At 64.0% G+C, this 26,686-nt stretch carries 24 protein-coding genes; 18 read left to right on the forward strand and 6 right to left on the reverse strand.

Features of this window, described 5'->3' with window-relative positions; genetic code table 11:
• Positions 1 to 31 precede the first annotated feature (31 nt).
• From IVB27_RS32125 to IVB27_RS32170, 10 genes are all read left to right on the forward strand, one after another.
• Positions 32 to 979: a carbohydrate ABC transporter permease gene (locus IVB27_RS32125; protein ID WP_247446802.1), complete on the forward strand. Its 948-nt coding sequence runs from the start codon at positions 32 to 34 to the stop codon at positions 977 to 979.
• Positions 980 to 981: 2 nt separating this feature from the next.
• A complete protein-coding gene (locus IVB27_RS32130) occupies positions 982 to 1,857 on the forward strand; it encodes a carbohydrate ABC transporter permease (protein WP_247345880.1) in 876 nt (291 codons plus the stop codon).
• Between the two features lie 59 nt (positions 1,858 to 1,916).
• Positions 1,917 to 2,903 carry a D-erythronate dehydrogenase gene (gene denD, locus IVB27_RS32135; RefSeq protein ID WP_247446803.1) on the forward strand — a complete coding sequence of 329 codons (987 nt, stop codon included), beginning with the start codon at positions 1,917 to 1,919 and terminating at the stop codon, positions 2,901 to 2,903.
• A gap of 23 nt (positions 2,904 to 2,926) precedes the next feature.
• Positions 2,927 to 3,907 carry a sugar kinase gene (locus IVB27_RS32140; protein WP_247446804.1) on the forward strand — a complete coding sequence of 327 codons (981 nt, stop codon included), beginning with the start codon at positions 2,927 to 2,929 and terminating at the stop codon, positions 3,905 to 3,907.
• Positions 3,908 to 3,918: 11 nt separating this feature from the next.
• Entirely contained in the window at positions 3,919 to 4,569 is a 651-nt protein-coding gene (locus tag IVB27_RS32145; protein ID WP_247446805.1) for a bifunctional 4-hydroxy-2-oxoglutarate aldolase/2-dehydro-3-deoxy-phosphogluconate aldolase, read from the forward strand.
• Between the two features lie 59 nt (positions 4,570 to 4,628).
• Complete coding sequence (locus IVB27_RS32150; RefSeq protein ID WP_247446806.1) at positions 4,629 to 5,798, forward strand: acetyl-CoA acetyltransferase; 1,170 nt, start codon at positions 4,629 to 4,631, stop codon at positions 5,796 to 5,798.
• Between the two features lie 123 nt (positions 5,799 to 5,921).
• Positions 5,922 to 6,128, forward strand: a complete 207-nt coding sequence (locus tag IVB27_RS32155; protein WP_247446807.1) for a hypothetical protein — start codon at positions 5,922 to 5,924, stop codon at positions 6,126 to 6,128.
• 119 nt (positions 6,129 to 6,247) lie between these two features.
• Positions 6,248 to 7,471, forward strand: coding sequence for a CaiB/BaiF CoA transferase family protein (locus tag IVB27_RS32160; RefSeq protein ID WP_247446808.1), 1,224 nt, complete (start codon positions 6,248 to 6,250; stop codon positions 7,469 to 7,471).
• Positions 7,468 to 8,604 carry a thiolase family protein gene (locus IVB27_RS32165; protein WP_247446809.1) on the forward strand — a complete coding sequence of 379 codons (1,137 nt, stop codon included), beginning with the start codon at positions 7,468 to 7,470 and terminating at the stop codon, positions 8,602 to 8,604. Before IVB27_RS32160 ends, IVB27_RS32165 begins: the two co-directional genes overlap by 4 nt.
• A complete protein-coding gene (locus tag IVB27_RS32170) occupies positions 8,601 to 8,960 on the forward strand; it encodes a Zn-ribbon domain-containing OB-fold protein (protein WP_247446810.1) in 360 nt (119 codons plus the stop codon). Before IVB27_RS32165 ends, IVB27_RS32170 begins: the two co-directional genes overlap by 4 nt.
• A gap of 277 nt (positions 8,961 to 9,237) precedes the next feature.
• On the opposite strand, the gene IVB27_RS32175 is transcribed toward IVB27_RS32170, so the two are convergent.
• Positions 9,238 to 9,456, reverse strand: a complete 219-nt coding sequence (locus IVB27_RS32175) for a hypothetical protein (protein ID WP_247446811.1) — start codon at positions 9,454 to 9,456, stop codon at positions 9,238 to 9,240.
• Here IVB27_RS32175 and IVB27_RS32180 point away from each other — a divergent pair.
• A complete protein-coding gene (locus IVB27_RS32180) occupies positions 9,455 to 9,982 on the forward strand; it encodes a carboxymuconolactone decarboxylase family protein (RefSeq protein ID WP_247446812.1) in 528 nt (175 codons plus the stop codon). The genes IVB27_RS32175 and IVB27_RS32180 overlap by 2 nt on opposite strands.
• Positions 9,983 to 10,008: 26 nt before the next feature.
• Complete coding sequence (locus IVB27_RS32185; RefSeq protein ID WP_211396345.1) at positions 10,009 to 10,311, forward strand: nucleoside triphosphate pyrophosphohydrolase family protein; 303 nt, start codon at positions 10,009 to 10,011, stop codon at positions 10,309 to 10,311.
• Between the two features lie 16 nt (positions 10,312 to 10,327).
• Here the strand turns inward: IVB27_RS32185 and glsA are convergent, their stop codons facing one another.
• From glsA to IVB27_RS32205, 4 genes are all read right to left on the reverse strand, one after another.
• Positions 10,328 to 12,175, reverse strand: coding sequence for a glutaminase A (gene glsA, locus IVB27_RS32190; protein ID WP_247446813.1), 1,848 nt, complete (start codon positions 12,173 to 12,175; stop codon positions 10,328 to 10,330).
• A 22-nt stretch (positions 12,176 to 12,197) separates the two neighbouring features.
• Entirely contained in the window at positions 12,198 to 14,273 is a 2,076-nt protein-coding gene (locus IVB27_RS32195) for a TRAP transporter permease (protein WP_247446814.1), read from the reverse strand.
• A gap of 36 nt (positions 14,274 to 14,309) precedes the next feature.
• Entirely contained in the window at positions 14,310 to 15,476 is a 1,167-nt protein-coding gene (locus tag IVB27_RS32200) for a TAXI family TRAP transporter solute-binding subunit (protein ID WP_247446815.1), read from the reverse strand.
• Positions 15,477 to 15,642: 166 nt separating this feature from the next.
• On the reverse strand, positions 15,643 to 15,864 hold the full coding sequence (locus IVB27_RS32205) for an acyl-CoA carboxylase biotin carboxyl carrier protein subunit (protein ID WP_247345921.1): 222 nt from the start codon (positions 15,862 to 15,864) through the stop codon (positions 15,643 to 15,645).
• Between the two features lie 94 nt (positions 15,865 to 15,958).
• Here IVB27_RS32205 and IVB27_RS32210 point away from each other — a divergent pair, with 94 nt between their 5' ends.
• From IVB27_RS32210 to IVB27_RS32235, 6 genes are all read left to right on the forward strand, one after another.
• Positions 15,959 to 16,933: an IclR family transcriptional regulator gene (locus IVB27_RS32210; RefSeq protein WP_247446816.1), complete on the forward strand. Its 975-nt coding sequence runs from the start codon at positions 15,959 to 15,961 to the stop codon at positions 16,931 to 16,933.
• Entirely contained in the window at positions 16,863 to 18,422 is a 1,560-nt protein-coding gene (locus tag IVB27_RS32215) for an acyl-CoA carboxylase subunit beta (protein WP_247446817.1), read from the forward strand. Before IVB27_RS32210 ends, IVB27_RS32215 begins: the two co-directional genes overlap by 71 nt.
• 106 nt (positions 18,423 to 18,528) lie before the next feature.
• Positions 18,529 to 20,226 (forward strand): GMC family oxidoreductase, encoded by a 1,698-nt coding sequence (locus tag IVB27_RS32220; protein WP_247446818.1) that lies wholly within the window; start codon positions 18,529 to 18,531, stop codon positions 20,224 to 20,226.
• Between the two features lie 247 nt (positions 20,227 to 20,473).
• Complete coding sequence (locus tag IVB27_RS32225; RefSeq protein WP_247345932.1) at positions 20,474 to 21,988, forward strand: ATPase domain-containing protein; 1,515 nt, start codon at positions 20,474 to 20,476, stop codon at positions 21,986 to 21,988.
• Positions 21,985 to 23,691, forward strand: a complete 1,707-nt coding sequence (locus IVB27_RS32230) for a response regulator (RefSeq protein WP_247446819.1) — start codon at positions 21,985 to 21,987, stop codon at positions 23,689 to 23,691. Before IVB27_RS32225 ends, IVB27_RS32230 begins: the two co-directional genes overlap by 4 nt.
• A gap of 247 nt (positions 23,692 to 23,938) precedes the next feature.
• Positions 23,939 to 24,502, forward strand: coding sequence for a hypothetical protein (locus IVB27_RS32235; RefSeq protein ID WP_247446820.1), 564 nt, complete (start codon positions 23,939 to 23,941; stop codon positions 24,500 to 24,502).
• Between the two features lie 854 nt (positions 24,503 to 25,356).
• On the opposite strand, the gene IVB27_RS32240 is transcribed toward IVB27_RS32235, so the two are convergent.
• Entirely contained in the window at positions 25,357 to 26,652 is a 1,296-nt protein-coding gene (locus tag IVB27_RS32240; RefSeq protein WP_247446821.1) for an MFS transporter, read from the reverse strand.
• Positions 26,653 to 26,686: the final 34 nt, after the last annotated feature.

Raw genomic sequence — 26,686 nt, forward strand, 5'->3', positions numbered from 1 at the left:
CGCCGCGACTTTTCGTTGAGGGGAGTCCGACATGGCAGTTATGGCCGAGCCCGTTGCCGCGCATGTCAAGCGCAGCAGCTTGTGGACCAGAGCATTCGAGAGCCGAAATTTCCTCGGCGCGATGTTCATGGTGCCGGCGATCGCGATTCTCATCCTGTTTCTGGCTTACCCGCTGGCGCTGGGCTTCTGGCTCGGCATGACCGATACCAAGATCGGCGGAGCCGGGCGCTACATCGGGTTCCAGAACTTCGTCTCGCTCTCCAAGGACTCGGTGTTCTGGCTGTCGGTGTTCAACACCATCTTCTACACTGTCGCCGCCAGCGCCGTGAAATTCGCGATCGGACTTTACCTGGCGCTGCTGCTCAACGAGCGGCTGCCGTTCAAGTCGATCGTCCGCGCCATCGTGCTATTGCCCTTCGTGGTGCCGACGGTGCTCTCCGCGATCGCGTTCTGGTGGATCTATGACAGCCAGTTCTCGATCATTTCCTGGGTGCTGCTCAAGGCCGGCCTGATCACGCACTACATCGATTTCCTCGGCGATCCCTGGAATGCGCGCTGGTCGGTCGTCGCCGCCAACATCTGGCGCGGCGTGCCCTTCGTGGCGATCACGCTGCTGGCGGGATTACAAACCATCTCGCCCTCGCTCTACGAGGCCGCCAATCTCGACGGCGCCACCAATCTGCAGCGCTTCCGCCACATCACGCTGCCGATGCTGTCGCCGATCATCGCGGTGGTGATGACGTTCTCGGTGCTGATGACCTTCACCGACTTCCAGTTGATCTACACCATCACGCGGGGCGGGCCGATCAACGCCACCCATCTGATGGCGACGCTATCGTTCCAGCGCGCCATCACCGGCGGCAATCTCGGCGAGGGCGCGGCGATCTCGAACGCGATGATTCCGTTCCTGGTCGCGGCGATCCTGCTCAGCTTTTTCGGGCTTCAGCGTTCCCGCTGGCAGCAGGGCGGGAGGGACTGACCATGAGCACAGCGGACGACCAAAGCGTCGGAATGGACTACCTCGAGAGCTTCCCGCGGAAATTTCTCCGCGTCTACCTTCCGCTCGGTCTGATCATCTTCTTGCTGCTGTTCCCGTTCTACTGGATGGCGATCGCGACGTTCAAGCCGGACGCGGAGATGTACGACTACGAGAGGTACAATCCGTTCTGGATCGTGCATCCGACGCTGGAGCACATCAAGAAGCTGTTCTTCGACACCGACTATCCGCTCTGGATGTGGAACACGGTGATCGTCTCGGTGTCCTCGACCTTCATCTCGCTGTTTGCCAGCGTGTGCGCCGCGTATGCGATCGAACGTCTGCGCTACAAAGGCTCGCGCTATATCGGCCTTGCAATCTTCCTCGGCTATCTCGTGCCGCCCTCGATTCTGTTCATTCCGCTGGCGGCGATCGTGTTTCAGCTCGGCCTGTTCGACGGCAATCTGGCGCTGATCCTGACCTATCCGACCTTCCTGATCCCGTTCTGCACCTGGCTCCTGATGGGCTATTTCCGCACCATCCCCTATGAGCTGGAGGAGTGTGCGCTGATCGACGGGGCGACGCGGATCCAGATTCTGACCAAGATCACGCTGCCGCTGTCGCTGCCGGGGGTGATCTCGGCGGGCATCTTCGCTTTCACGTTGTCCTGGAACGAGTTCATCTACGCGCTGACCTTCATCTCCTCGTCCGAGAACAAGACGATCCCCGTCGGCGCGATCACCGAGCTCGTCAACGGCGACGTCTACCATTGGGGCGCACTGATGGCGGCGGCACTGACCGGCTCGGTCCCCGTAGTTATCCTTTATTCCTTCTTCGTGGAGTATTATGTGTCGGCGATGACCGGCGCCGTGAAGGAATGATCGCGGGGCCGCAATGAGGGCGCGCTGAGGGCAGCGCGCCAATAAAAAGGAGTAGGCTCTTGCACATTCTGGTTCTGGGCGCCGCCGGCATGGTCGGCCGCAAATTGTGTGAACGGCTGCTGCGCGACGGCCGGCTCGGCAAGAGCGACATCACCAAGCTCACCATGCATGACGTGGTCGAGCCGAAGACGCCGGAAAAGGCCGGTTTTGCCGTCGAGACGGTATCGAGCGACTTCGCCGTCCCCGGCGCCGCCGAAAAGCTGATCGCCGGCCGCCCGGACGTGATCTTCCATCTCGCCGCGATCGTGTCGGGCGAAGCCGAACTCGATTTCGACAAGGGCTACCGCATCAATCTCGACGGCACGCGGATGCTGCTCGACGCGGTCAGGCTTGCTGGCGGCGGCTACAAGCCGCGCGTGGTGTTCACCTCCTCGATCGCGGTGTTCGGCGCGCCGTTCCCCGAGGCGATCGGCGACGAGTTCTTCCACACGCCGCTGTTGAGCTACGGCACCCAGAAGGCGATCGGCGAACTGCTGCTGGCCGACTATTCGCGCCGCGGCTTCCTCGATGGCATCGGCATTCGCCTGCCGACCATCTGCATCCGGCCCGGCCTGCCCAACAAGGCGGCATCGGGCTTCTTCTCCAGCATTCTGCGCGAGCCGCTCGCCGGCAAGGAGGTCGTGCTGCCGGTCTCCGAGGACGTCCGTCACTGGCACGCCACGCCGCGGTCCGCCGTCGGCTTCCTGCTGCATGCCGGCACCATGGATCTCGCCACCGTCGGTCCGCGCCGCAATTTGACCATGCCGGGCCTGTCGGCGACGGTCGGCGAGCAGATCGCTGCGCTGAAGCGTGTCGCGGGCGACAAGGTCGCCGCCCGCATCAAGCGGGAGCCCGATCCCTTCATCGTCGGCATCGTCGGCGGCTGGCCGCGCAACTTCAATGCCAAGCGGTCGCTCGAGCTCGGCTTCACCACCGAGGAAAAGACCTTCGACGACATCATCCGCATTCACATCGAAGACGAGCTCGGCGGTAATTTCGTCGCCTGATCTCTGACTGAGCAGGTAAAGTGATGGCGAGCGTTGCTTGCATCGGCGAATGCATGGTCGAGCTTCGGCAGGCCCAGGGCGGACAGTCTTCGGGACAGTCTGCCGGGCAGGGCGGTGGCCTGTACTCGCGCGGCTTCGGCGGAGACACCCTCAATACGGCCGTGTATCTGGCGCGGCTCGAGATCAAGGTCGATTATCTCACCGCGCTTGGCGACGATGCCCTGAGCGATGAGATGATCGCGGCCTGGACCTCGGAGGGCGTCGGCACAAGGCGTGTCGCGCGGTTGGCGGGCAAGCTGCCCGGCCTCTACATGATCCAGCTGGATGCGAAGGGCGAGCGCCAGTTCTTCCACTGGCGCGACAGTGCGGCGGCGCGCCAGCTGATGGACTTGCCGGAGACGAACGAGCTGCTCAACTCGCTGATGAGCTACGACATCATCTATCTCTCTGCGATCACGCTCTCGATCTACGATGCGGCCGGACGCGAGCGCCTGTTCGCGGCGATCAAGCGCGCGCGCCTGCTCGGCACCCGCTTCGTGTTCGACACCAACTTTCGCGCGCGAGGGTGGCCGGACCGCGATGTCGCGCGTGAGGTGTTTGCAGCGGCCTTCGGGGCCGCCGACATCGTGCTGACCTCGACCGAGGATCTGCTCGCCCTCTATCCCGGCGAGAGCCAGGACCAGCTGATGGCGCGCATCCCGAGCCCCGAGCTGGTGTTCCGGCTCGCCGAGCCGGTCAGCCTGCTGCGCTTTCACGGGGCGACCCACGAGGTCCGTGCCGAGCCCATGACCAAGCCGGTGGTCGACACCACGGCGGCCGGCGACAGCTTCGCGGCAGCCTATATCGCGGCGCGGCTTGCCGGTTCCGACCCGGTCGAGGCCGCCCAGGCCGGGCATCGCCTTGCCAGCCTCGTGATCTGCTATTCCGGCGCCATCATTCCGGGTTATGCCATGCCGCCGAAGAAGCGGCACCGGCCGGCGACCTCTCGTCAAGCGACCAAGTAAGATCGAGACCCATGACCACGACCGCCCAACAGAACCATCTCGTCGCGCTTTTCAAGGCCGCGACCGTCATTCCCGTCCTCACCATCGAGCGTATCCAGGATGCTGTGCCGCTGGCGCGTGCGCTGGTCGCCGGCGGCGTCCGCACGCTGGAGGTGACCATGCGCACCCCTGTTGCGATCGAGGCCGCGAGGGCGATGATGGCCGAAGTACCCGAGGCGATCGTCGGCATCGGCACGATCCTCAATCCGGCAGACTTCGCCCGTGTCGAAAGGCTCGGCGTCGCGTTCGGCATCAGCCCGGGCCTGACCCCGGATCTCCTTAAGGTTGCCGCCGACAGCTCCTTGCCGTTCGCGCCGGGCATCGCCACGGCGTCCGAGCTGATGATGGCGCTGGCCCATGGCCTCGACGTGGCAAAATTCTTCCCGGCCGAGCAGGCCGGCGGTATCAAGGGCCTGCGCGCGCTCGGCGGCCCGTTCCCGAACGTTCGGTTCTGCCCCACCGGCGGCGTCGGCGAGGCCAATGCGGCGACCTGGCTTGCCGAGCCCAACGTGGTTGCGGTCGGCGGTTCCTGGCTGTGCCCGGCGGCGGAGATCAAGGCCGGAAACTGGGCCGGCATAACTGCCATCTGCCAGCGCACGATCAAGGCCCTGAAAGCCTCGTGAAGTCTTGCCATCGCTGGGCTAAGACTTAGGTCAGTAAGAGACCGTAGGGAGAAAAGACCATGACCGCCAGCATCGTCGGATGGGCGCATACGCCGTTCGGCAAGTTCGACACCGAAACCGTCGAAAGCCTCGTCACGCGCGTCGCCAATGAGGCGATGGCGGATGCCGGTATCTCCGCGTCCGAGGTCGATGAGATCGTGCTCGGCCATTTCAACGCCGGCTTCTCGCCGCAGGATTTTACCGCCTCGCTGGTGCTCCAGGCCGACCCGAAGCTGCGATTCAAGCCGACCACCCGCGTTGAGAACGCCTGCGCCACCGGATCCGCCGCCGTGCATCAGGGCGTGCGTGCGATTGCTGCGGGTGCGGCCAAGATCGTGCTGGTCGTCGGCGTCGAGCAGATGACGCGCACGCCGGGGCCGGAGATCGGCAAGAACCTGTTGAAGGCATCCTACCTGCCTGAGGACGGCGACACCGTGGGCGGCTTCGCCGGCGTGTTCGGCAAGATCGCCAGCTCGTATTTCCAGAAATACGGCGACCAGTCCGATGCGCTGGCGCTGATCGCGGCCAAGAACCACAAGAACGGCGTCGCCAATCCCTACGCCCAGATGCGCAAGGATTTTGGCTTCGATTTCTGCCGCGCCGAGAGCGAGAAGAACCCTTACGTCGCCGGCCCCTTGAAGCGCACTGATTGCTCGCTCGTCTCCGACGGCGCAGCCGCACTGGTGCTGGCCGACGCCGAGACCGCCAAGACCATGAGCAAGTCGATCGGCTTCCGCGCCACCGCGCACGCCCAGGATTTCTTGCCGATGTCCAAGCGCGACATCCTCCAGTTCGAAGGCTGCACGGTCGCATGGCAGCGCGCGCTGGAGCAGGCCGGGGTCACGCTGTCCGATCTCTCCTTCGTCGAGACCCATGACTGCTTCACCGTCGCCGAGCTAATCGAGTACGAAGCGATGGGCCTGACGCCGAGGGGGCAGGGCGCCCGCGCCATCAAGGAAGGCTGGACGCTCAAGGACGGCAAGCTGCCGGTCAATCCGTCCGGCGGGCTGAAGGCCAAGGGCCATCCGATCGGGGCCACCGGTGTCTCTATGCACGTGATGACCGCGATGCAGCTCGCAGGCCAGGCGCCCGAGGGCATGCAGCTCAACAACCCAAAACTCGGCGGCATCTTCAACATGGGGGGCGCGGCCGTCGCCAACTACGTCTCCGTGCTGGAGCCGCTGAAGTAAGCTCCGACCTTGTAGGGTGGGGAAGGGCGCGCAAGTGCCGTGCCCGCCAACTTGTTTGCGCTAGATGGTGGGCACGCTTCGCTTTGCCCACCATGGCTCTGATTGATTCGCGGGAAATGCATCATGAGCAATGACTACGAAGCCTCGCTGTCGATGGATGCACTCAACGACCGCATCGCGATCCTCGAGGACAATATAAGGCAGCTCATCGAGCAGGCCGCGGCGGCCTCGGGCGAGCAGAACGAGTCGCGGATCGCCGACCGCATCAACCAGCAGAACGACGAACTCGACCGTCTCATCAAGATCCGTGAATCCCGCCAGAAGAAATAGCGGACGCGCAGCGCATGCGGCCATACGCCGGCCGCCCTTGCGCGCGCGGCGCTGCTGCCTTTAGCTGGACCGAAATCGCGGGGCCGCTTCTAGAGCCCCGCGCAATCGGGAGCGAACCAATGGGGCCGCTGAAGGGCATCAAGGTCGTCGACATGACAACCGTGCTGATGGGGCCCTATGCGACCCAGATGCTCGGCGACTACGGTGCTGACATCATCAAGGTGGAATCGCTCGACGGCGACGTCACCCGCCTGATCGGCCCGATGCGTCACGCCGGCATGGGCCCGGTGTTCCTCAACACCAACCGCAGCAAGCGCTCGATCTGTCTCGATTTGAAGAAGCCCGCCGGCCGCGAGGCCGTGCTGCGGCTGCTGAAGGACGCCGATGTGCTCGTCTACAACGTCCGTCCGCAGGCGATGGCACGGCTCCAGCTCGGCTATGACGTTGTGTCCAAGATCAATCCGCGTCTGGTCTATGCCGGCGTGTTCGGCTTCGGCCAGGACGGGCCGTATGCCGCAAAGCCCGCCTATGACGATCTGATCCAGGGCGCGACCGCGCTGCCGGCGCTGATGGCGCAGACCGGTGACGGTGTGCCGCGCTATGTGCCGAACGCGCTGGTCGATCGCATTGTCGGCCTCACCGCCGTCGGCGCGATCTGCGCCAGCCTCGTGCACCGCGACCGCACCGGACGCGGCCAGCGCGTCGACATCCCGATGTTCGAGACCATGGCCGGCTTCGTCATGGGCGACCACATGGGCGGGCTCACCTTTGAGCCACCGCTCGACAAGGGCGGCTACGCCCGCCACCTCTCGCGCGACCGCCGGCCCTACAAGACATCGGACGGCTATCTCAGCGTCATTGTCTACAACGACAAGCAGTGGGAGAACTTCTTCAAGGCGACGGGCCGCGACGATCTGCGCGCCGATCCGAAATTTGCGAGCTTTGCCGGTCGTGCCGCCAACATCGACGCCGTCTATGCCGAACTCGCGCGCATCTTCGAGACGCGCAGCACTGCGGAATGGATCGACCTGCTCACCAGCGCCGATGTGCCTGTGATGCCGATGCACGACCTCGCATCGATGCTGCACGATGAGCATCTGGACGCCACGAACTTCTTCCCGGTCGTAAACCATCCGACCGAAGGGCCGATCCGCAGCATGAAGGTGACGGCCAATTGGTCGGACACCGAGGCCGAGCCGGTGCGGCTGGCGCCGCGGCTCAACGAGCACGGCGCGGAGATTTTGTGCGAGATCGGCTATTCCGCGGACGAGATCGACGCGCTGGTCCGCGACGGCGTCACCCGTTCGCCGCCTCGGAATGACGATGCACAGGTGCTGCCATGAGCTTCATCACGGGCGTCGGCCTCACATCTTTCGGCAAGCACGAAGGCTCATCCTCGCTCGACCTGATGAGCAAAGCCGCGCAGGCCGCACTCGACGATGCGGAGCTCAAGCGCGCCGAGATCGACGGCATCCTCTGCGGCTACTCCACCGTCTCGCCGCACATCATGCTGGCGACTGTCTTCGCCGAGCATTTTGGCATCCGTCCGGCTTACGCCCACGCCGTCCAGGTCGGCGGTGCGACCGGCCTCGCGATGACCATGCTCGCCCATCATCTCGTCGAAGCAGGCGTCGCCCGCAACGTGCTCGTCGTCGGCGGCGAGAACCGACTCACCGGGCAGAGCCGCGATGCCTCGATCCAGGCGCTGGCGCAGGTCGGCCATCCCGACTACGAGGTGCCGCTGGGGCCGACCATTCCCGCCTATTACGGCCTCGTCGCTACCCGCTATATGCACGAATACGGCGTGACGGAAGAAGACCTCGCCGAATTCGCGGTGCTGATGCGCGCACACGCCGGCACCCATCCCGGGGCGCAATTCCACGATCCCATCACGGTCGCTGACGTCATGGCCTCGAAGCCCGTGGCGATGCCGCTGAAACTGCTCGACTGCTGCCCGGTCTCCGACGGCGGCGCCGCCTTCGTCATCAGCCGCGAGCGGACGGGAGAGGCCGGCGTACGCATTCGCGGCTGTGCCCAGGCGCATACCCATCAGCATGTCACCGCTGCGCCCGCCCTCAGTGAGCTCGGCGCCGAGATCTCCGTCGCCCGCGCCAAGGAGGCCACGGGCCTTGCGATCTCCGACGTGCGCTACGCCGCCATCTACGACAGCTTTACCATCACGCTCGCGATGCTGCTGGAAGACCTCGGTCTTGCCGCGCGCGGCGAGGCAGCCGCCCGCGTACGATCAGGCCATTTCGGCCGCGACGGCGCGATGCCGCTGAACACCCACGGTGGCTTGCTCAGCTACGGCCATTGCGGCGTTGGCGGCGCCATGGCGCATCTGGTCGAAACGCATCTGCAGATGACGGGGCGGGCGGGGAATCGGCAAGTGCGCGACGCCTCGATCGCGCTGCTGCACGGCGACGGCGGCGTGCTGTCGTCCCACGTCAGCATGTTTTTGGAGCGGGTGCGATGAGCGAGCGTCTAGCGGACTGGACCAGGGGCGAAGAGGCGGTCACCTATCAGACCTGCACCGCCTGCGCCCATGTGCAGTATTTCCGTCGCGCTTTCTGCGCGGCCTGCGGCATGTCCGATCCGCGCGAGGCGCGCGCCAGCGGCAAGGGCAGGGTGTACGCGACATCGCTGGTCTGCCGTGCCGCCACGCCTGAGACGCGCGCGCACGTGCCCTACAATATTCTGCTGGTCGATTGCGCCGAAGGGTTTCGCATGATGGCGCATGGTGAGAATGATCTCGCCATCGGCGACGAGGTCGTCGCGAGCTTTAAGCCGTTTGCCGGAAAGCTGATGCCGTTCTTCACGAAGGGAAAATAGTGGGATTCGTCATTCGGGGGCGGTCCAAGGGACCGAGCCTGGAACGGGAGTTCTGGGCCTGGCCTGTGCGAGAGCCACCCCGGAATGACGAAAACGCAAAAAACTCTACCTAGCGCCCGTAGAACAAGATGCTGGCGATAACGAGCATAGCCATCACGGCCAGCATATGCGCGAGCGCCTCCGAGGCCGCCCCCTTGGTGGCTTCCTTCATGCCTTTTCTCCCTAGACTTGGGCGTGACTCATCGATGCGCGGCGAGCGCAAGGACGGCCAATTATTTTACTCGGAACACCCCACTTCGAGTATCCGCTGCGATCTAGTCCCCACGCAGCGAATATCGACTGTACCAAGGTCGATCAGCAATGCGGCGGCATTTTGACTCGATGTTGTTGCTCCTGCGTCTCTCCGCGAATAGAGTTTCAGGGAACTTTCGCCGGCAACGACAAAGAGCATCAAAGGCTCCGAGAAAGCCTTCGACAAAAAGATCAGGAAAATCATGGCCCGCATCAACTATAGCGACCCGTCCAAGGCATCCGACCGCACCCGCGAAATCCTCGACAAGAACCGCAATGCCAACATCTTCCGGATGATGTCGCATTCGCCGAGCTATTTCGAGCAGTACTGCCGCCTGGGCGGCGCCATCCGCCACAAGGGCGAACTTGACCCCATCGTGCGCGAGCTCGCGATTACCCGCACTGGAATTCTGTGCGAGGCGCCGTATGAGATCGTCGCGCACAAGCGCATCGGCAAGAATGTCGGCGTCACCGACGAGCAGAACCAGGCGCTCGAGACCTGGCAGTCAGCTAACTGCTTCGACGAGACACAGCGCGCCGCGCTCGCCTTCACCGACGAGATCGTCAAGCTGAACAAGCCGACGGACGCGACCTTCAAGGCGATCTCATCGAAGTTGACGCCGGCCGCGCTGGTTGAACTGCAGCTCTCGGTCGGCTTCTACATCATGACCTCGAAATTCCTTGAGACGTTCGAGATCGATCTTCAGCCTGTGACGGAAGTGGTGGGCTGATCCAAAAACCGCGGCGAGGTCTGGCGATGACGATCGATGAATACGCGGCCTGGGCCGCGAGCATTGCGAAAGTCGATGAGCATCCGTCCAACGAGCGGCTGTCCTATCTCGGTCTCGGCCTCGCCGGCGAATCCGGCGAGGTCGCCGAGCACATCAAGAAATTGCTGCGCGACGACTGGCTCGATCAGGCAGGTCTCGTCGATGAGCTCGGCGACGTCATCTATTACTGGGCCTGCCTGTGTGCGGCGACCGGCCAGAAGCCATCCGAATTGCTCAAGGCGAGTGCGGCCAAGATCAATCGGCGGCTGAGCGAGGCGGCGAGCCGCTGAGCCGCAACCATCGCGCTCAGGTCGCGGTCAGGATATCCACCTTGGCGTTGGCGACAATCAGACGCTCGGCCAGAAGCTGCGCCAGATTGCGCATGATGCGTTCGCTGGCGTGAGGATGCTGCTTGCGGAAGCGCTCGAAGTCCTTCAGCTGCACCTCGTGCGCCGTCGCTGCCATGTCCGCGAACACGTCCGCGGAGCGGGTGGTCTCAATCAGCGCCATCTCACCGAACGCCATGCCGGCCGTCAGCGTTGCCAGCCGCACGCCGTCGGGCAGGGTGACATGCACCGCGCCGCTGCGCAGGAAGAACAGGGAATCAGCTGCAGCGCCTGTCGTGATGATCTTCGCGCCGGATGCATAGGTCCGGATCGTGCAAATCGAGGCGAGGTCGGTCAGCTCTTCCTCGCTCATGCCTGCTAGCAGCGGCTGCTCGGCAAGCTCGGTGGTCTCGTGGAAATCGATCGAGCCGCCATGGCGATAGACGATCTGGTCTTCGGCCCATTCGATCGCGGTGTCGAGCAGGTAGAAATCGCGGACGTTCTTCAGCTCGGCGGTCCATTCCCGCAGGCTGTCCCATTCCTTGGAGGCGCGCCTGACGCCTGACAGCACGACGGTCACATTCAGCGCCGCGAGCTCCTCGAACGCTTCGGCGACCAGCCGCGCACCCGCGCGCGTGGTGGAGGTGACGCGGTGCAGATCGAAGATCACGAATTGCGGCCGCGGCCGGCCCGCAAGCCGGCGCGAGACATAGTCGACCGCCGATAGCGACAGCGTGCCGACCAGCTCGATGATCCGCACCTCCTGCTCGTGCACCGCCAGAATATCGCGCTCCTGCGGACGGCGCACGCGCCGCGACGGGCTCTTGCCGATGTCGTAGTCGGCGATGACGGCGTTGCGCGCATCGTCGCTGCGGTTGAGCATGTGAAGGTCGTAATGCGAGGACAGCGCCTCGCAGACCTTGATGCCGCGCACGCTGTTGCCGTGCTTGTCGAGCTTTGGCGAATAGCTGCCGAGCCCGAGGCGGGCGGGAAGGGCGGCCAGAATCCCGCCGCCGACACCGCTCTTGGCGGGAATGCCGATCCGGTAGATCCATTCGCCGGCGTAGTCGTACATGCCCGACGACGTCATCACCGACAGCGTGCGCGAGATCGCGTAAGGCGTCAGCACCTGCTCGCCCGTGACCGGATTGACGCCGCGGTTGGCGAGCGTTGCCGCCATCACCGCGATGTCGCGCGCGGTGACCAGCACCGCGCATTGCCGGAAGTAGACGTCGAGCACGGCAGCGACATTGTCCGAGATCACCGCATTGGTCTTGAGGAGATAGCCGATGGCGCGGTTGCGGTCGCCGGTCTGGCTTTCGGAAGCGTAGACGGCCTCGTCCAGGGCGAGGTCGCGCCCGGCAAAACGACTAAGCGCGAGGCGAATCTGCTCGAAGGCGTCTGCGCCCTTGCTGTCGTAGATCAGCCCGGTGCAGGCGATCGCGCCGGCATTGACCATCGGGTTGAACGGATGGTTTTCGGAATTGAGCCGGATCGAGTTGAACGGATCGCCAGAGGGCTCGACGCCGATCGCGCTCTCGACCCTGTTCGCGCCGAGCAGGTCCAGCGCCAGCGCGAACACGAACGGCTTTGACATTGATTGGATGGTGAAGGGCACCCTGGAGTCGCCGACCTCGTAGACATGGCCGTCCAGGGTCGCGAGGCTGATGCCGAAATGGGCTGGATCGGCCTTGCTCAGCTCGGGAATGTAGTCGGCGACCGCGCCCGAGATCTCCGCCGAGAATTCGTTGAGGCAATTGTCCAGAAACCGCAGCAAAGGCGGCTTTGAGCGGGTCCAGGCGGTGGCGAGCGGCGAAAGCGGTTTCATCGCCTCTCTTTGTGCAACGCAATCAGGGCACGCGCAACCCGTCCGGCACCATGGTCTGCCGCCGGACCAGAACAAGGGCGAGCAAAGCCGTGGGCACGAGGATGGCGAGGCCGAGCAGCGTCACCTGCATCTGCGACAGCGGCATGATGCCGCCGCCGGGGGTGGCCACCACGAACCCGCCGATCACCAGCAGCACGCGGATAGGCCATTCCAGCGCACCGGCGCCGCGGAGATCGCCGACGAAGGGCTGGTAGCCCTGGATGCCGCCGCAGATGAACAGCGTGCCGAACGCCGCAAGCGCCATCAGCCCGAGGCCGGCGAGATAGGGGCTTTCCCCCTGCAGCACCAGCGCCGGATTGAGCACGAAGAAGAACGGGATGAAATAGATGATGCTCCCGACCCACATCGATTCCCAGCCCGTCTTCATCGCAGGCGAGCCGGCGATACCTGCGGCTGCGAATGAAGCAATCGCGACCGGCGGGGTGATCGACGACAGCATGCCCCAGTAGAAGATGAACATGTGCACGGCCATCTTGTTCAGCCCGAGCTTCTCCAGCGCGGGCGCGACCAGGATGGCGAGGAAGATGTAGCAAGCCGTCGTGGTCAGGCCGAGGCCGAGGATCAGGCTGGTGAGGGCGCACATGCCGAGCAGCAAGAACGGATTGTCGCCGGCGATGCGCAGCAGGTCGTTGGCGAGGCTCGACACCACGCCGGTCATCGAGAAGGCGCCGATCAGCAGGCCGCAGCCGGCAAGGATGCCGACGAGCTCGACGAAGGTGCGGCCATTGACCTCGAGGAATTTGCCGATGGTCGCGACGGTCCAACGTGTGTCCTTCGAGAACAGCTGGTTGAGGACCAGCAGCAGCGCGGTCGCGTAGAACGGCGCGTGGCTTTCGCGCTTGAAGTAGAGCAGCATCACGATCAGGAGCGCGATCACGAAAACGTAGTACCAGCCGTCCCGGATCGTATCCATGACCCGCGGCAGCTCTGCGCGCGGGATGCCTTTCAGCCCGTGTCGTGCGGCATAGGAATCGACCTGCATGAACAGCCCGACATAATAGAGTACGGCCGGGATGATCGCGGCGATCGCGACGTCGGCATAGCCAACATTGAGGAACTGCGCGATCACGAAGGCGGTCGCGCCCATGACCGGCGGCGCCAGCACCGCGCCGGTCGAGGCACAGGCTTCGATCGCGCCGGCGTAGGAGGCGCGAAAACCACTCTTCTTCATCACCGGGATGGTCATGGTGCCGGCGGTGAGCACGTTGGAGATGATCGAGCCCGACATCATGCCGAGCAGGCCGCTGGCAAAGATGCAGACTTTCGCCGCGCCGCCGCGGAACGTGCCGCACAGCGCGAAGGCGAGGTTGATGAAGAACTTTCCGGCGCCGGTCATCATCAGCGCGGTGCCGAACACCAGGAAGCCGATCACGGTGTCGGCAAACGCCTGGATGGGAATGCCGAGCAGGCTCTCGCCCGACAGCACGTGATAGGCGGTCGCCTGCTCCAGCGTCGATTGCGTGCCGCGGAACGGCCCGAGCCAGCCGGACTCTGCGAACAGCGGATACACCGTGAAGGGGAGCACGCTCAGGAGCAGGCTCCAGCCGCCGGTACGGCGCAGCGCCTCCATCAGCATCACCCACATCACGAGGCCGGCGGCGATGACGCTGTTCGGCGCGCCGCCGAATTCCCAGCCGGCCTCCGCGGCCTTGCGCACGTTCGACATCAACAGCAGTGCGGCGGCAAAGGTCACGACGAAACAGAGAAGGTCATACCAGGGAATGCGGTCGAGCGGCGCGCGCGTGGTTCCCGGGAAGATCAGGAACGTGAAGGGCAGCATCAGCGCGATCAGGAGATAGAAGTACTCCGTGTTGAGCTGGGTGTAGCCGACGAAGAAGCGCAGCGAGAATTGCTGGTTGATGCAGAGCAGGATGGTCGCGGCGGTCGCGGCCACCAGCGTCCAGCGCCAGGCGCCGCGCAAGCTGCGAACGCGCGTGACCTCCGCTTCCTGCATGTTGCCGGCGGCGCCATGCGGATCGTCGAACACGACCCGCTTGGCCTCGTCCTGCGGGGCGGTGGAGACTGAAGCTGACGACATGATCGACCCCGCGCGTGGGCAATTAACCCTTGACGATTATTCGTCGAACCCGTTCGGCATGTCGGCTTTCGCGAGAGCAGCGGCGCGCGCCTTCATCCAGCCGTCGAGGAACGCCTTGTCATCCGCAGGCGGGTTGGATTTGCCGTAGTCGGCCCACGCTGCGCCAAGCACCTCCTGGCGCTTGATCAGTCTGTTGTTGTGCGTGTCCTGCGCGTCACTCCATTGCCCGGCTTCCTTCAGCGCCTTCACCGCGCCGGGGTGTACCGGCACCACCCAGTTCTTGGTCTGGCGATCGGCCGCGAGCCCGCCGGCGCCGGGTGCGGAGTCCTTGAAGGAATCGTAGTTCACGATCATCGCCTTCGTCATCGCATAGACCTGGTCGGGGGCTTGCGAGGCGTAGGCGACGAAGATCGGGTAGGGGTAGTTGCCGAGCTCGATCGGCTTGTCCGGCGAGATGCCGGCGCCGCAGGTCGCGGTCTGCGGGAAGAAGAACGAGCCGACCTTCTGCATCCGCGCCCAACCTTCCTTGTCGTTGGCGGGCAGCGGCGGCCAGATCAGGCCGCGCGGCGAGGTCTCGGCTTCCTTGGCGGGGCCGGTGATGGTGGTGCCGAACGCGGCATCCGTGTCGTTGTTGATCAGGCCCTTCCACATCGCGCCGTAGCTTGCGAACTCGACGATCCTAACGTCCTTCTGAGTCAATCCGGCGAAGGCGAGCACCGCGAGCGAATTCTGGTTCAGCGCCGGCGAGCCGACGACGAAGCCGACGCGCTTGCCTTTGAGGTCCTTCAAATCCTTCACGCCGGCATCGGCGGCGACGCCAAGCGTACCGCAGTTGCAGTCGACGGACGAGAGCATGATCTGAAGCGGCTGCGGGCCCCATTCCCTGGTTCCAAACTCGAACACGCCTTCCTGCGCGAAGTAGGAGCCCGATCCCATCGCGGACGAGACCGCGCGTTTGGCGCGCAGCGGCGCGAGACGCGCGACGTCGTTGCCTGCGGGGAGCACGCGCACGTCGGTTGAGTATTTGTCCTTCATCATCTTGCCGACGCCGACCGCGATGTTGAAGCCGGCGGTGCCGGTGTCATAGGCCGTGAACGTCAATGTTGCCGGCAGCTTGATGTCTTCGGCGGCTGCATAGCGTGTAGACGCAAAAGAAATGCCCGCCACCAAGGCAGGCGCGAGCACGATCAGCCCACGAAGCATGTTTCCCTCCAATGATCCTCGCGTTTGCCGCGACGATTTTCTTTCTTTGTTTGAAACAGGGTTTGTTTGAAACAGATCATGTCATCGCGATGAAGCGATGGCAACGCCGTACCGCGAGCGCAGCAATGAGGCTGACAGATTGTCGCGGAAACTGCGGATAATGCGGTCAGTTTGCGACGATCGCGATCGCCTGTCCCTCGGCAACGACGTCGTTGAGCTTCACCAGAAGCGATGTGATCGTGCCGCTCGCGGGCGACGGCACAGGTATCTCCATCTTCATCGCTTCGATCACCACAATTTCGTCGCCATCCGCAACGGTTCCTCCAACTTGCACGGGCATTGCGCAGATGCGTCCCGCGACCTCAGTGACGATTTTTATATTTGGCATGCCATCGCCTTTTTGTTGTCGTCGCAAAATGCCTGAGGTAGCGTCATCCGCAAGTGGAATTTAATTCCGCAGAGCGGAACAAGCGGTAGGGATCATGGGACGACGTTCAGAGCGGTTGAGTAGACAGGGTGCGTTCGCCGGCGATGCCGGTGAGGGTGATGTCATCCAGGTGGTGTCGCGCGCGTTCGACGTGCTGCGATGCTTCGAGGGCCACGAGATCAGGCTCGGCAATCTCGAGATTTCAAATCGCTGCGGCCTGCCGCGCTCGACGGTGTCGCGGCTCACGCACACGCTGACGCGGATGGGACAGCTGGTCTATCTGCCACGCGATCAAAAATATCGCATCGGGCCGAGCGCGGTGGCGATGAGCGCCTCGATGATGAAGGGCGCGCAGCTGCGCAGCATGATCCGCCAGCGGCTCCAGGAAGTCGCCGAGCAACTGCCTGGCACGGTCGGCTTCGTCGTGCCCGATCGCTTTCATCTGGTCTATCTCCAGTTCGCGCGCTCGGCTTCGGCGCTCGGCCTGCACGAGGGCACCGGCAGCCGCATCTCGATGGCGTCGACCGCTGCGGGCGCGGCCTACACCGCGGCGCTGGCGCCGGAGGTCGGCGATGCCTTCATCACGGATATGGAACGGGAAGCCCCCGAGGCTGCGAGAATCCTGCGGCCCCGCATCGAAGCCAATCGACAGTCGCTACGCGATCACGGCTATGTCGTGGCCTGCGGCCTGTGGAGCCCGCACATCAACGGGCTCGCGGTGCCGATCTGGTCGCCGCAGTACCAGACTTTTGTGGTGATCACGATCGGTCTTCTGTCGTCGATGTATAACGAGCAGCGTCTGCATGCCGAGGTCGCGCCGTTGATGGTCGCGCTCGGCCGCTCGCTCGGCAGCCTGATGGACGGCGCGGAAGGCGACGTCTTCAACAATCGCATCTCGCGCAAACCGGTCGCAATGGCCGTGCACAACAATAACAAGCCGATCAATTCGGAGGGCGTGAATGAACTGGAAGCCGGAACTCGACGAGCTCGCCCGGCGCGAAGCCTTCGCGCGGGAGATGGGCGGCGTTGACAAGGTCAAGCGTCAGCATGACCAGGGCCGACTGACTGTTCGGGAGCGTATCGACAGACTGACCGACAAGGGCAGCTTTCACGAGATCGGTGCCGTCTCCGGCATCGGCGAATACGATTCCAGCGGCGAGTTGCAGAAATTGACGCCGGCGAACTGCGTGTTTGGCCGCGCGCGCGTTGATGGCCGCACCGTCGTCGTGGTCGGCGACGACTTTACCGTGCGCGGCGGCTCGGCGGATGCGTCCATCTCCGCAAAACCGTTGATGGCGGAGGAGATGGCGCACGACTTCCGTCTGCCCATCGTGCGCATCATCGAAGGCTCCGGCGGCGGCGGCTCGGTCAAGACCATCGAGACCAAGGGCGCAGCTAATCTGCCGGGCGGCATCGGCGGCACACGCTGGTATCGCTTCACGACGGAGAATTTGTCGCGCGTGCCTGTGGTCGCGCTCGGCCTCGGCTCGGTCGCGGGGCTCGGTGCCGCGCGTCTTGCCGCCAGCCACTATTCGATCATGACCAAAAAATCCGCGATGTTCGTCGCGGGCCCGCCGGTGGTGAAGGCGTTGGGGCAGGACCTCTCGAAGGAAGAACTCGGCGGCGCCGACATCCAGACCCGCGCCGGCGCGGTCGATCATGCCGTCGACACCGAGGAGGAGGCCTTTGCCTGCGCACGGCGATTCCTGTCCTATCTGCCGTCGTCGGTCTACGAGCTGCCGCCGACCTTGCCGTGCACCGACCATCCGGAGCGCACCGATGAGGCGCTGATGAACGCGGTGCCGCGTAACCGCAAGCAGGTCTACAAGATGCGGCCGATCATCGAATCGGTCGTGGACAAGGGCTCGTTCTTCGAGGTCGCCAGGAATTTCGGCAAGCCTGTTATCGTCGGTCTCGCGCGGCTCGAGGGCAGGGCGGTGATGCTGCTCGCCAGCGACAGCTTTCACTATGGCGGCTCCTGGACCGCGGATGCCTGCCAGAAGGTGGTGCGCTGGGTCGACTTCGCCGAGACCTTCCATTTGCCGATCGTCTATCTCATGGACTGCCCCGGCTTTATGATCGGCCTCGATGCCGAGAAGGCCGGCACGATCCGTCAAGGCGTCCGCGCTATGGCCGCGGTCAACCAGACCACGGTGCCGTGGTGCACGGTGATCCTGCGCAACGCCTTCGGCGTCGCCGGCGTGGTGCATCAGCCGGCCGACCGCTTCTCGATCCGCTACGCCTGGCCCTCGGCCTATTGGGGCTCGCTCCCGCTCGAAGGCGGCATCGAAGCCGCCTACCGCGCCGACATCGACGCAGCCGAAGATTCCGCGGCGAAGCTGAAGGAGATCCAGGAGCGGCTCAACAAGCTGCGCTCGCCGTTCCGCTCCGCCGAAAAGTTCTGGGTTGAGGAGATCATCGATCCCCGGAAGACGAGGTCGCTGCTGTGCGAGTTCGCGCGACTGGCGGAGCCGCTGCGCAAGGCCGGGCCGCCGGAGAGCATGACGATCAGGCCGTAAGTAGAGCCGTCGGGGGCTGCTCGCGCTTTGCCGCGGCAGCGATGGCGTGACCTCAAAACAAGGACGCGCTACGCTCCCCGGACAAGAACAAGAGGAAGCGCCAATCGTGTACGACTTCATTATCGTGGGCGGCGGCTCGGCGGGGTCCGTGCTGGCCCACCGGCTCTCCGCAAGGAGCGCCAACAAGATCCTGCTCTGCGAAGCCGGACAGGACACGCCGCCCGGCGACGAGCCGGCCGAGATCAGGGACAGCTATCCAGGCACGGCCTATTTCGATCCGCGCTTCCACTGGACCGAGCTCAAGGTCACGACCCAGATCGTGAGCCACAACAATCCGAACGAGGGACGTCCGCCCTTACGCAAATACGAGCAGGCGCGCGTGCTCGGCGGCGGCTCCTCGATCAACGGCCAGATGGCCAACCGCGGCGCGCCGACCGATTACGACGAATGGGAGGCGCGCGGCGCCGCGGGTTGGAGCTGGAATGACGTGCTGCCCTTCTTCAAGAAGGTCGAGCGCGATCTCGATTTCGACGGCCCGTACCACGGCAAGGACGGTCGGATCCCGGTTCGCCGGATCCCGCGGGAGCACTGGACGCGACATTCGCAGGCGTTCGCCGACGCCTTCCAGCAGGCCGGCCACCAATACTTGGCCGACCAGAACGGCGAGTTCGTCGACGGGTTTTTCCCGGTGACGCACTCCAACCAGGCCGAGCAACGCGTCTCGGCCGCGATGGGCTATCTCGATCGTGATACGCGCAAGCGCGCCAACTTGACGATCTCCACCAACACGCAAGTCAGAGAGCTGCTGTTCGAAGGCACGCGGTGCGTCGGTGTGAAGGCGACTGTCGACGGACGGGAGCAGGAATTCCGCGGCCGTGAAATCGTTCTCTCCAGCGGCGCCATCCATTCGCCGGCGCATCTGTTGCGCGCCGGCATCGGCCCGGTCGGTCACCTCAAGGATATGGGCATTCCAGTCCTGATGGGGCTGCAAGGTGTCGGCCAGCGCCTGATGGATCATCCCTCGATCTCGCTGTCGTCCTTTGTCCGCCGCGGCGCGCGCATGAACGAGCACACCAGGCGCCACATGCAGCTTGGCCTGCGTTACTCGTCCGGGCTCGAAGGCGTACCGAAAGGCGACATGTTCGTCGTCCTGCTCAGCAAATCGGCCTGGCACGCCGTCGGCGAGCAGATCGGATCGCTGCTGACGTTCGTCAACAAGACCTATTCCGAGACCGGACAGATCAAGCTCGCCTCGCGCGACCCGGCAGCCGAGCCGATCGTCGAGTTCAACTTGTTATCGGACCGCCGCGATCTCGATCGCCTGATGAGCGGTTTCCGCAAGATGGCGGCCGTGCAGATGAGCGACGTCGTCAGGGCCGTGACGGACAAGCCGTTCCCGGCCTCCTATACCGACCGCGTGCGCAAGATCGGCGTGGTCAACACCAGGAACCGGATACTGACAAAAATCGCCGCGGCCCTGATGGACGGGCCGGCGGCGCTGCGCCACTACATGATCGACAATTTCGTGGTCGAGGGTTTTACCTTCGACGACGTGATCAACGACGACGAGGCGCTGGAAGCCTTCGTGCGCAAGGCGACCATCGGCGTGTGGCACGCCTCCTGCTCGTGCCGCATGGGCCGGGCGGAAGATCCGATGGCGGTGGTCGATACAGAGGGCCGCGTCAAGGGCGTGCAGGGACTGCGCGTCGTCGACGCCTCGATCTTCCCGGTGGTGCCCTGCGCCAACACCAACTTTCCGGTCCTGATGTCGGCGGAGAAGATCGCGGCTGCGATGATGCAGTGAGCTGGTTCGCTTTTTGCGCCGTCCGCCGCGAATCAGGCGGTAGAACCTGAAATTAGGCAGGAGAATACTCGGAACTGTTCCGCAGGAGACGGTCTGGGGACATGCGTCCTGATGCGGAACCGGGAACCGGCCTCCGGCGTTCTTTGCCAAATCTCGCCTTTCGGCTTGGAACCGGGGCGCTAGACTGCGCGGCCCCGAACCGGGCCAGGGCGCGTCTTTTTTTGGCGATAGACCTTCAGGGGGTTCTATGACCGATTCTTCGAGTGGGGCCCAAACCAGCGAGTCCGAAGATTTGCCGAGGATCTCGACCGGCAGTCAGGGCCTCGATGACATCCTCTATGGCGGGCTCGATCCCAATCGCATGTATCTCTACGAGGGTCGGCCCGGCTCGGGCAAGACCACCATGGCGCTTCAATTCCTCCTTGAGGGCGCCCGCTGCGGTGAACGCGTGCTCTACATCTCCTTGTCGGAAACCAAACGTGAGCTGACGCTGGTTGCGCAGCGCCACGGCTGGTCGCTGCAAGGCGTCGACATCTTCGAACTTGTCCCGCCGGAGACGACGCTCGATCCGGACCGGGAGCTCACCGTCTTCCATCCCGCCGAAATGGAGCTGAGCGAAACGACCGGCCTGATATTCAAGGCAGTCGAACGGATCAATCCCGCGCGGGTGGTGCTGGACAGCCTGTCCGAGCTGCGCCTCCTTGCGCAGAACCCGCTGCGGTACCGGCGCCAGGTTCTGGCCCTGAAGCACTTTTTCACCAACCGCAATTGCACGGTTATTCTCCTCGACGACCTCTCGTCCTCCCAGGACGATTTGCAACTCCATTCGATCGCGCACGGCGTCGTGATGCTCGAACAGCTCGCCATCGATTATGGAGCAGAGCGCCGGCGGCTTCGCGTGATCAAGATGCGCGGCATCCGGTTTCGCGGCGGCTTCCACGATTTCACGATCGAAGCGGGAGGTGTGCGGATATTCCCCCGTCTGGTGGCGGCGGAACATCACGCCTCGTTTGTCGGCGAGTTCACGCCCAGCGGCAACGCGCAGCTCGATCTCCTTCTGGGAGGAGGGCTCGAGCGCGGCACCAGTGCGCTTCTTCTGGGTGCCGCCGGTGTCGGCAAGTCGTCTCTCGCGCTGACCTATGCGATCGCGTCGGCAGAACGCGGTGAGCATGCGGTGTTCTTTGCCTTCGATGAAGGTCGCGGCACCGTGGAAGCCCGGGCTCGAACGCTTGGGATGCCCCTCGAAAGCTACCTGCAATCGGGACTCATCCGATTTCAACAGATCGATCCCGCCGAGCTGTCCCCCGGGGAATTCGCCGCCAATGTGCGCAAGAGTGTCGAAAAGGATAACGCCAGGATTGTCGTCATCGACAGTCTGAACGGCTACCTCAACGCGATGCCGGATGAGCGATTTCTCATCCTCCAGATGCATGAGCTCCTGAGCTATCTCGCGCAAAAAGGCGTGCTGACCGTCCTGATCCTCGCCCAACATGGGCTGGTCGGCCCGATGGAAACGGCTCTCGATATCAGCTATTTGAGCGATGCCGTGCTCATGCTGCGCTATTTCGAGGTCGGCGGAACGGTGCGGCGTGCCCTCTCGGTCGTGAAGAAACGCAGCGGCAATCATGAAAATACCATCCGCGAGTTTCGCCTTGGCCGTGCCGGCATCACGCTGGGTCCTCCGCTGAGCGAGTTCAGCGGCATCTTCTCCGGAAATCCACGTTATACGGGCACGGAGATACCAGAAGGGCCGGCGGAATGAGCGCTGCCCGCGATCATTGCGTTCTCGTGTTTGCCCCGATCGGCCGCGATGGACCGGCATCGGTCGAGCTTTTACGTAATTCGAATCTCGTAGCGATCAATTGTCGAGGTCTCCCTGAACTGGTCAGCGAGATGTCGGCGGGCGTGGGCGCGGTCCTTCTGGCCGAGGAGGGGTTGTTCGGGAAGGATACCCAGCCGCTGGCACATTGGATTGAGAGGCAGCCGCCCTGGTCTGACCTGCCCTTTGTCATTCTCACCAGCCATCGGGAGCAGCCGGCGGTGGTTGCCTGGCGCCGCAGCATCGTCGAGACACTCCGCAACGTTTCGCTGCTTGAACGCCCGGTTCAGCCGATCACGCTGACGAGCGCGGTTCAATCCGCAATGCGGGCCCGCCGGCGGCAATATGAAATTCGAACCTTGCTGCAGGCGCGCGAGCGGACGGCCCAGGAGCTCGAGAAGCTCGTGGTCGAGCGCACCCGTGCGCTCGAGGGGGCCAACAAGCATCTGCGGGCCGAAATGGAAGAGCGCGCCCGCGTCGAGGAGACCCTTCGTCAGGCCCAGAAGATCGAGGCCATCGGACAATTGACCGGCGGCGTAGCTCACGATTTCAACAATTTGCTGATGGTGATCTCCGGCGGCCTCGATTTGCTCGACCGGCAGACAGATCCTGATCGTCGGCGTCGTCTCATGGAAGGAATGGTCCAGGCGGCGCAGCGCGGTGCCGGCTTGACCAGGCAGCTTCTGACTTTTTCGCGGCGGCAGAAGCTCCGGCCCGTGGCTGTCGACATCGCATCGCAGATCGGCGGCATGCGCGAATTGCTCGATCGGAGCCTGAGAGGCGACGTTCACGTCGAGTTCGATTTTCCGGATGGTCTTTGGCCGGTGGAAGTCGATCCGGGAGAGCTCGAACTGGTCATTCTCAACCTGGCGGTCAACGCCCGCGATGCGATGCCGAGCGGTGGCACGATCGTTGTCCGTGGCGAGAACCTGGCCGGCCTGACCGAGGACGAGATCGCGGGCGATTACGTTCGTCTGTCCGTGGTCGATAGAGGTGTTGGAATGAGCCCGGAGATCCTGGCGCGGGTCTTCGAGCCGTTCTTCACGACCAAGGATGTCGGGAAAGGCTCGGGCCTGGGGCTTGCCCAGGTCCACGGATTTGCGACGCAGTCACGAGGGACGGTTCGAATCAAATCGACGGTCGGCGAGGGCACCAGCATCGAGCTCTATCTGCCGCGATCCAGGAACATCCCTTCTGGTGAACGCCATTTCATCGATCTGAACAGGGCGCGGCCGAAGAAGGCCAACCATGGCCGGATCCTCCTCGTCGAAGACGATGACGAGGTCGCCGCGCTGGTGAGCGAGATGCTGGCGCAACTCGGCTACGAGGTCACGCGCGCGGCGAGTGCTGCGGCGGCGCTCGGTGCCCTGGCGGACGGCCGCTCCGTCGATCTGGTGTTTTCGGATATCATGATGCCGGGCGGCATGAACGGTGTCGAACTCGCGCGCGAGATCAAGAGACGGCGAAGCGACATCCCGGTTCTGCTGACGAGCGGATACGCCGAAGCCGCGGTTCGCGACGCCGAAACGGCCGGCGTCCAGATTTTGCCGAAACCCTACCACATCGACGAACTCGCCGCAGCGCTCGGCGCAGCCAAGTCGGACTTTCGAATTGACGCGGAAAGCAAGCGCTCTGGGGCGTCGTGATTGGGCCTCATGATCGGCTTGCAGTCCGGCGTCAGTAGCGAATGCACACGCAGCCGCGTCTCAGTTGCAACGATAAGCATTCGCGTTCTGCGAGCTAATCATGCCCGTCGCTACGTGTGGATTATGATGATTGCAGGGAGCGGCCTGCAAGGGCAGCCACTTTCAGCCGCTCTTTGAGCCCATTTCAGCCAAACTGTTGTTGGTTTCTCGTTGTCGGGGCAGGGTCCTTCCAATTTGGAGCCCTGCAATGTTCAAGCCGGTTCTTTCTGCGTGTCTATTTGTTGCCTTTAGCTCAGTCGCTTCCGAAGCACGGCCCTATCGAATTCATCAAGCACCCGAATGCAATGTCACGATGCCCTGCGACCTTTCGTATTCGCAAACGCGCCGTGAGCGGATTCCCAGGTCCTCGCTAACGTCCAGGTCCTCATTACAAGCCTATCGCGCGACGCAACTGACAGTGACCGACGCAGACGGCGCCGCGACGGCGAGCATCGCTGAGGCTCGCATTGTCGGCAGTCGTCCGGCAGGTTGCCCTTCCTCCTTCTGCGGCTGCGGCGCGGCTCTGCGCGTGTTCGGCCGTATCGTGCCGGAGTTGAATCTTGCGGCGAACTGGCTGCGCTTTCCGCGGACATCACCCGCACCGGGAATGGTCGCAGCCCGACGCGGACATGTGTTCGTCCTCGAACAACACCTGGGAGGGGACACCTGGTTGGCCTACGACGCCAACTCGGGCGGACACGCGACTCGAATGCATGCGCGTTCATTGCGTGGGTATACGATCGTCAACCCGCGCGGCGGTTCGGTCACTTGAGAGACCAGCCGGCCAAGGGCAGGGGCACGTAACGAGCCGTGGAGCCGTCGGGCAAAACACCCTGTCAAGCCTGCGCTGGAATAATATTCGTATTTACAGAAGTTCGGATAAGGCGTAGTTTGCGCTCATCCCGGCCCGCTACAAGGGCGTTTCGCGATCGTCACGAGACGCGGGCCGGGAGGCGGTGGCCGCGACTGCGTCGGCGCGCTGGGCAAGCTGCAGGGCGGGTTTTCCCGTGAGCAACTGCACACGCGGTACGACACGGCGCTGACAGCGTCCCCGTTCGGTCTCGATGGCGAGCGCACGCCAGGCATCGGGGACAGGGGCGGGGAGGTGCGCGGACGGCAAAATCGTGTGGTCCTGACGCCCGGGGTCTGTGCGTCAAGTCTTGTGGTGATGCTGCTGCCCAACCGGGCCAGCACATCAGCCATCCGCGAGGCGACGGGGGCAATAGTGCATCGCTCCCCGGGGAGAGCGCGTCATAAGCCGTAATACCATTCGCGCAGGGAAGGCCGGTTGCTCGGCGTCACCTGTGGTCCACCCCGTGCGCGTCTGGTTCGCACACGGGACTGCGGGTGCCAGCCGGCGCCCGGCCTTCCCTGTGCCCTTTCTTGCGAGAGGGTGCGAAGACGAGAGCAAAGCTCGGGCGAAATGAGCCGCGAGAATGCGAAGCCATGCGTTCTGAGAAGCCATGCGTTCTGAATGGAAGAAATTTATGCGCAGTCTCGTGCCCCGGACGCAGCGCAGCGTCGCTTTGACGGTGCGCTGCAGAGCCGGGGCCCATATCACTGCGACGGCGCGCGCAATCTCGACGTCGGCGCTGCGGTCTTCGGCGTCACCACCACGATCAGGTACTAGGCCATCGCGGCTTGCGGCTTTGGCTTCGCTTGTCGCGAGAGCGTCAGCACGATCAAGGAGGCGAACACGCAGAGTGCGCCGGCGATGAAGAAGGCGGGAAGATAGCTCTGATACACCGTCCGCGAAAAGCCGGCGCCGAAGGCGGCGGTGCCCGCACCGAGCTGGTGGCCGGCAAAGATCCAGCCGAACACCAGATTGGCGCGCTCGGGTCCGAATTTCTGCGCGGTGAGGCGCACCGTGGGCGGCACGGTTGCGATCCAGTCGAGCCCGTAGAACATCGCGAAGATCGAGAGCCCATAGAACGAGAAATCGCTGAAGGGGAGGAAGATCAGCGAGAGCCCGCGCAGGCCGTAGTACCAGAACAAGAGGTAGCGGTTGTCGTAGCGGTCCGACAGCCAGCCCGACATGATGGTGCCGAAAAAGTCGAAGATGCCCATCGCAGCCAGCAGACCGGCGGCCTGCACCTGCGGAATGCCGAAATCGAGGCACATCGGGATCAGGTGCACCTGCACGAGGCCGTTGGTGGATGCGCCGCAGACGAAGAACGTCGCAAACAGGACCCAGAATGCGCGCGACTTCGAGGCGTCGCGCAGCGTGCCGAGTGCCACAGCCGTGATCGAGCCATGGCTGACCGGTGGGGCGGGCAGGGGCTCGGTGCCTTCGTCGCCGAAGGGGCGCAGGCCGACGTCGCTCGGGCGGTCCCGCATCACAAGGAGAACTCCCAGAGCGGAAACGCAGAGCGCGATGCAGACAAAGCCGAGTGCAAGCCGCCAGCCGTATCGTTCGGTCAGGCTTGCAAGCAGCGGCAGGAAGACGAGCTGGCCGGTGGCGACGCTCGCGGTCAAAATGCCGACGACGAGGCCGCGCCGCGCCGCGAACCAGCGGGTCGCAATGGTGGCGCCCAGCACCAGCGCGGTCATGCCGGTGCCGAGGCCGATCACGACGCCCCACAGTACGACGAGCTGCCAGACCTCTGTCATGCCGAGCGACAGGATCAGCCCGGAGACGACGATGAGCTGAGCCAGCAGCGTGACGTTGCGCAGGCCGTAGCGGTTCAGGAGCGCGGCAGCGAACGGCGCCATCAGCCCGAACAGGATGAAGCGGATCGACAGCGCGGACGAGATCTCCGCCGTGCTCCAGCCGAACTCCTTCTGAAGCGGAATGATGAACACACCGGGCGCACCGACCGTGCCGGCGCTGATCAGCGCGGTGAGGAAGGTCACGCCGACCATCACCCAGCCGTAGTGAATATTGCGGCGGCCGAGTGTTGCCGCGAGCCAGTTCGAGATCATTGGGCCTCAATCTTGGTGGCAGGATTTGAAACAC

The organism is Bradyrhizobium sp. 197 (assembly GCF_023073375.1).
GTDB lineage: Bacteria > Pseudomonadota > Alphaproteobacteria > Rhizobiales > Xanthobacteraceae > Bradyrhizobium.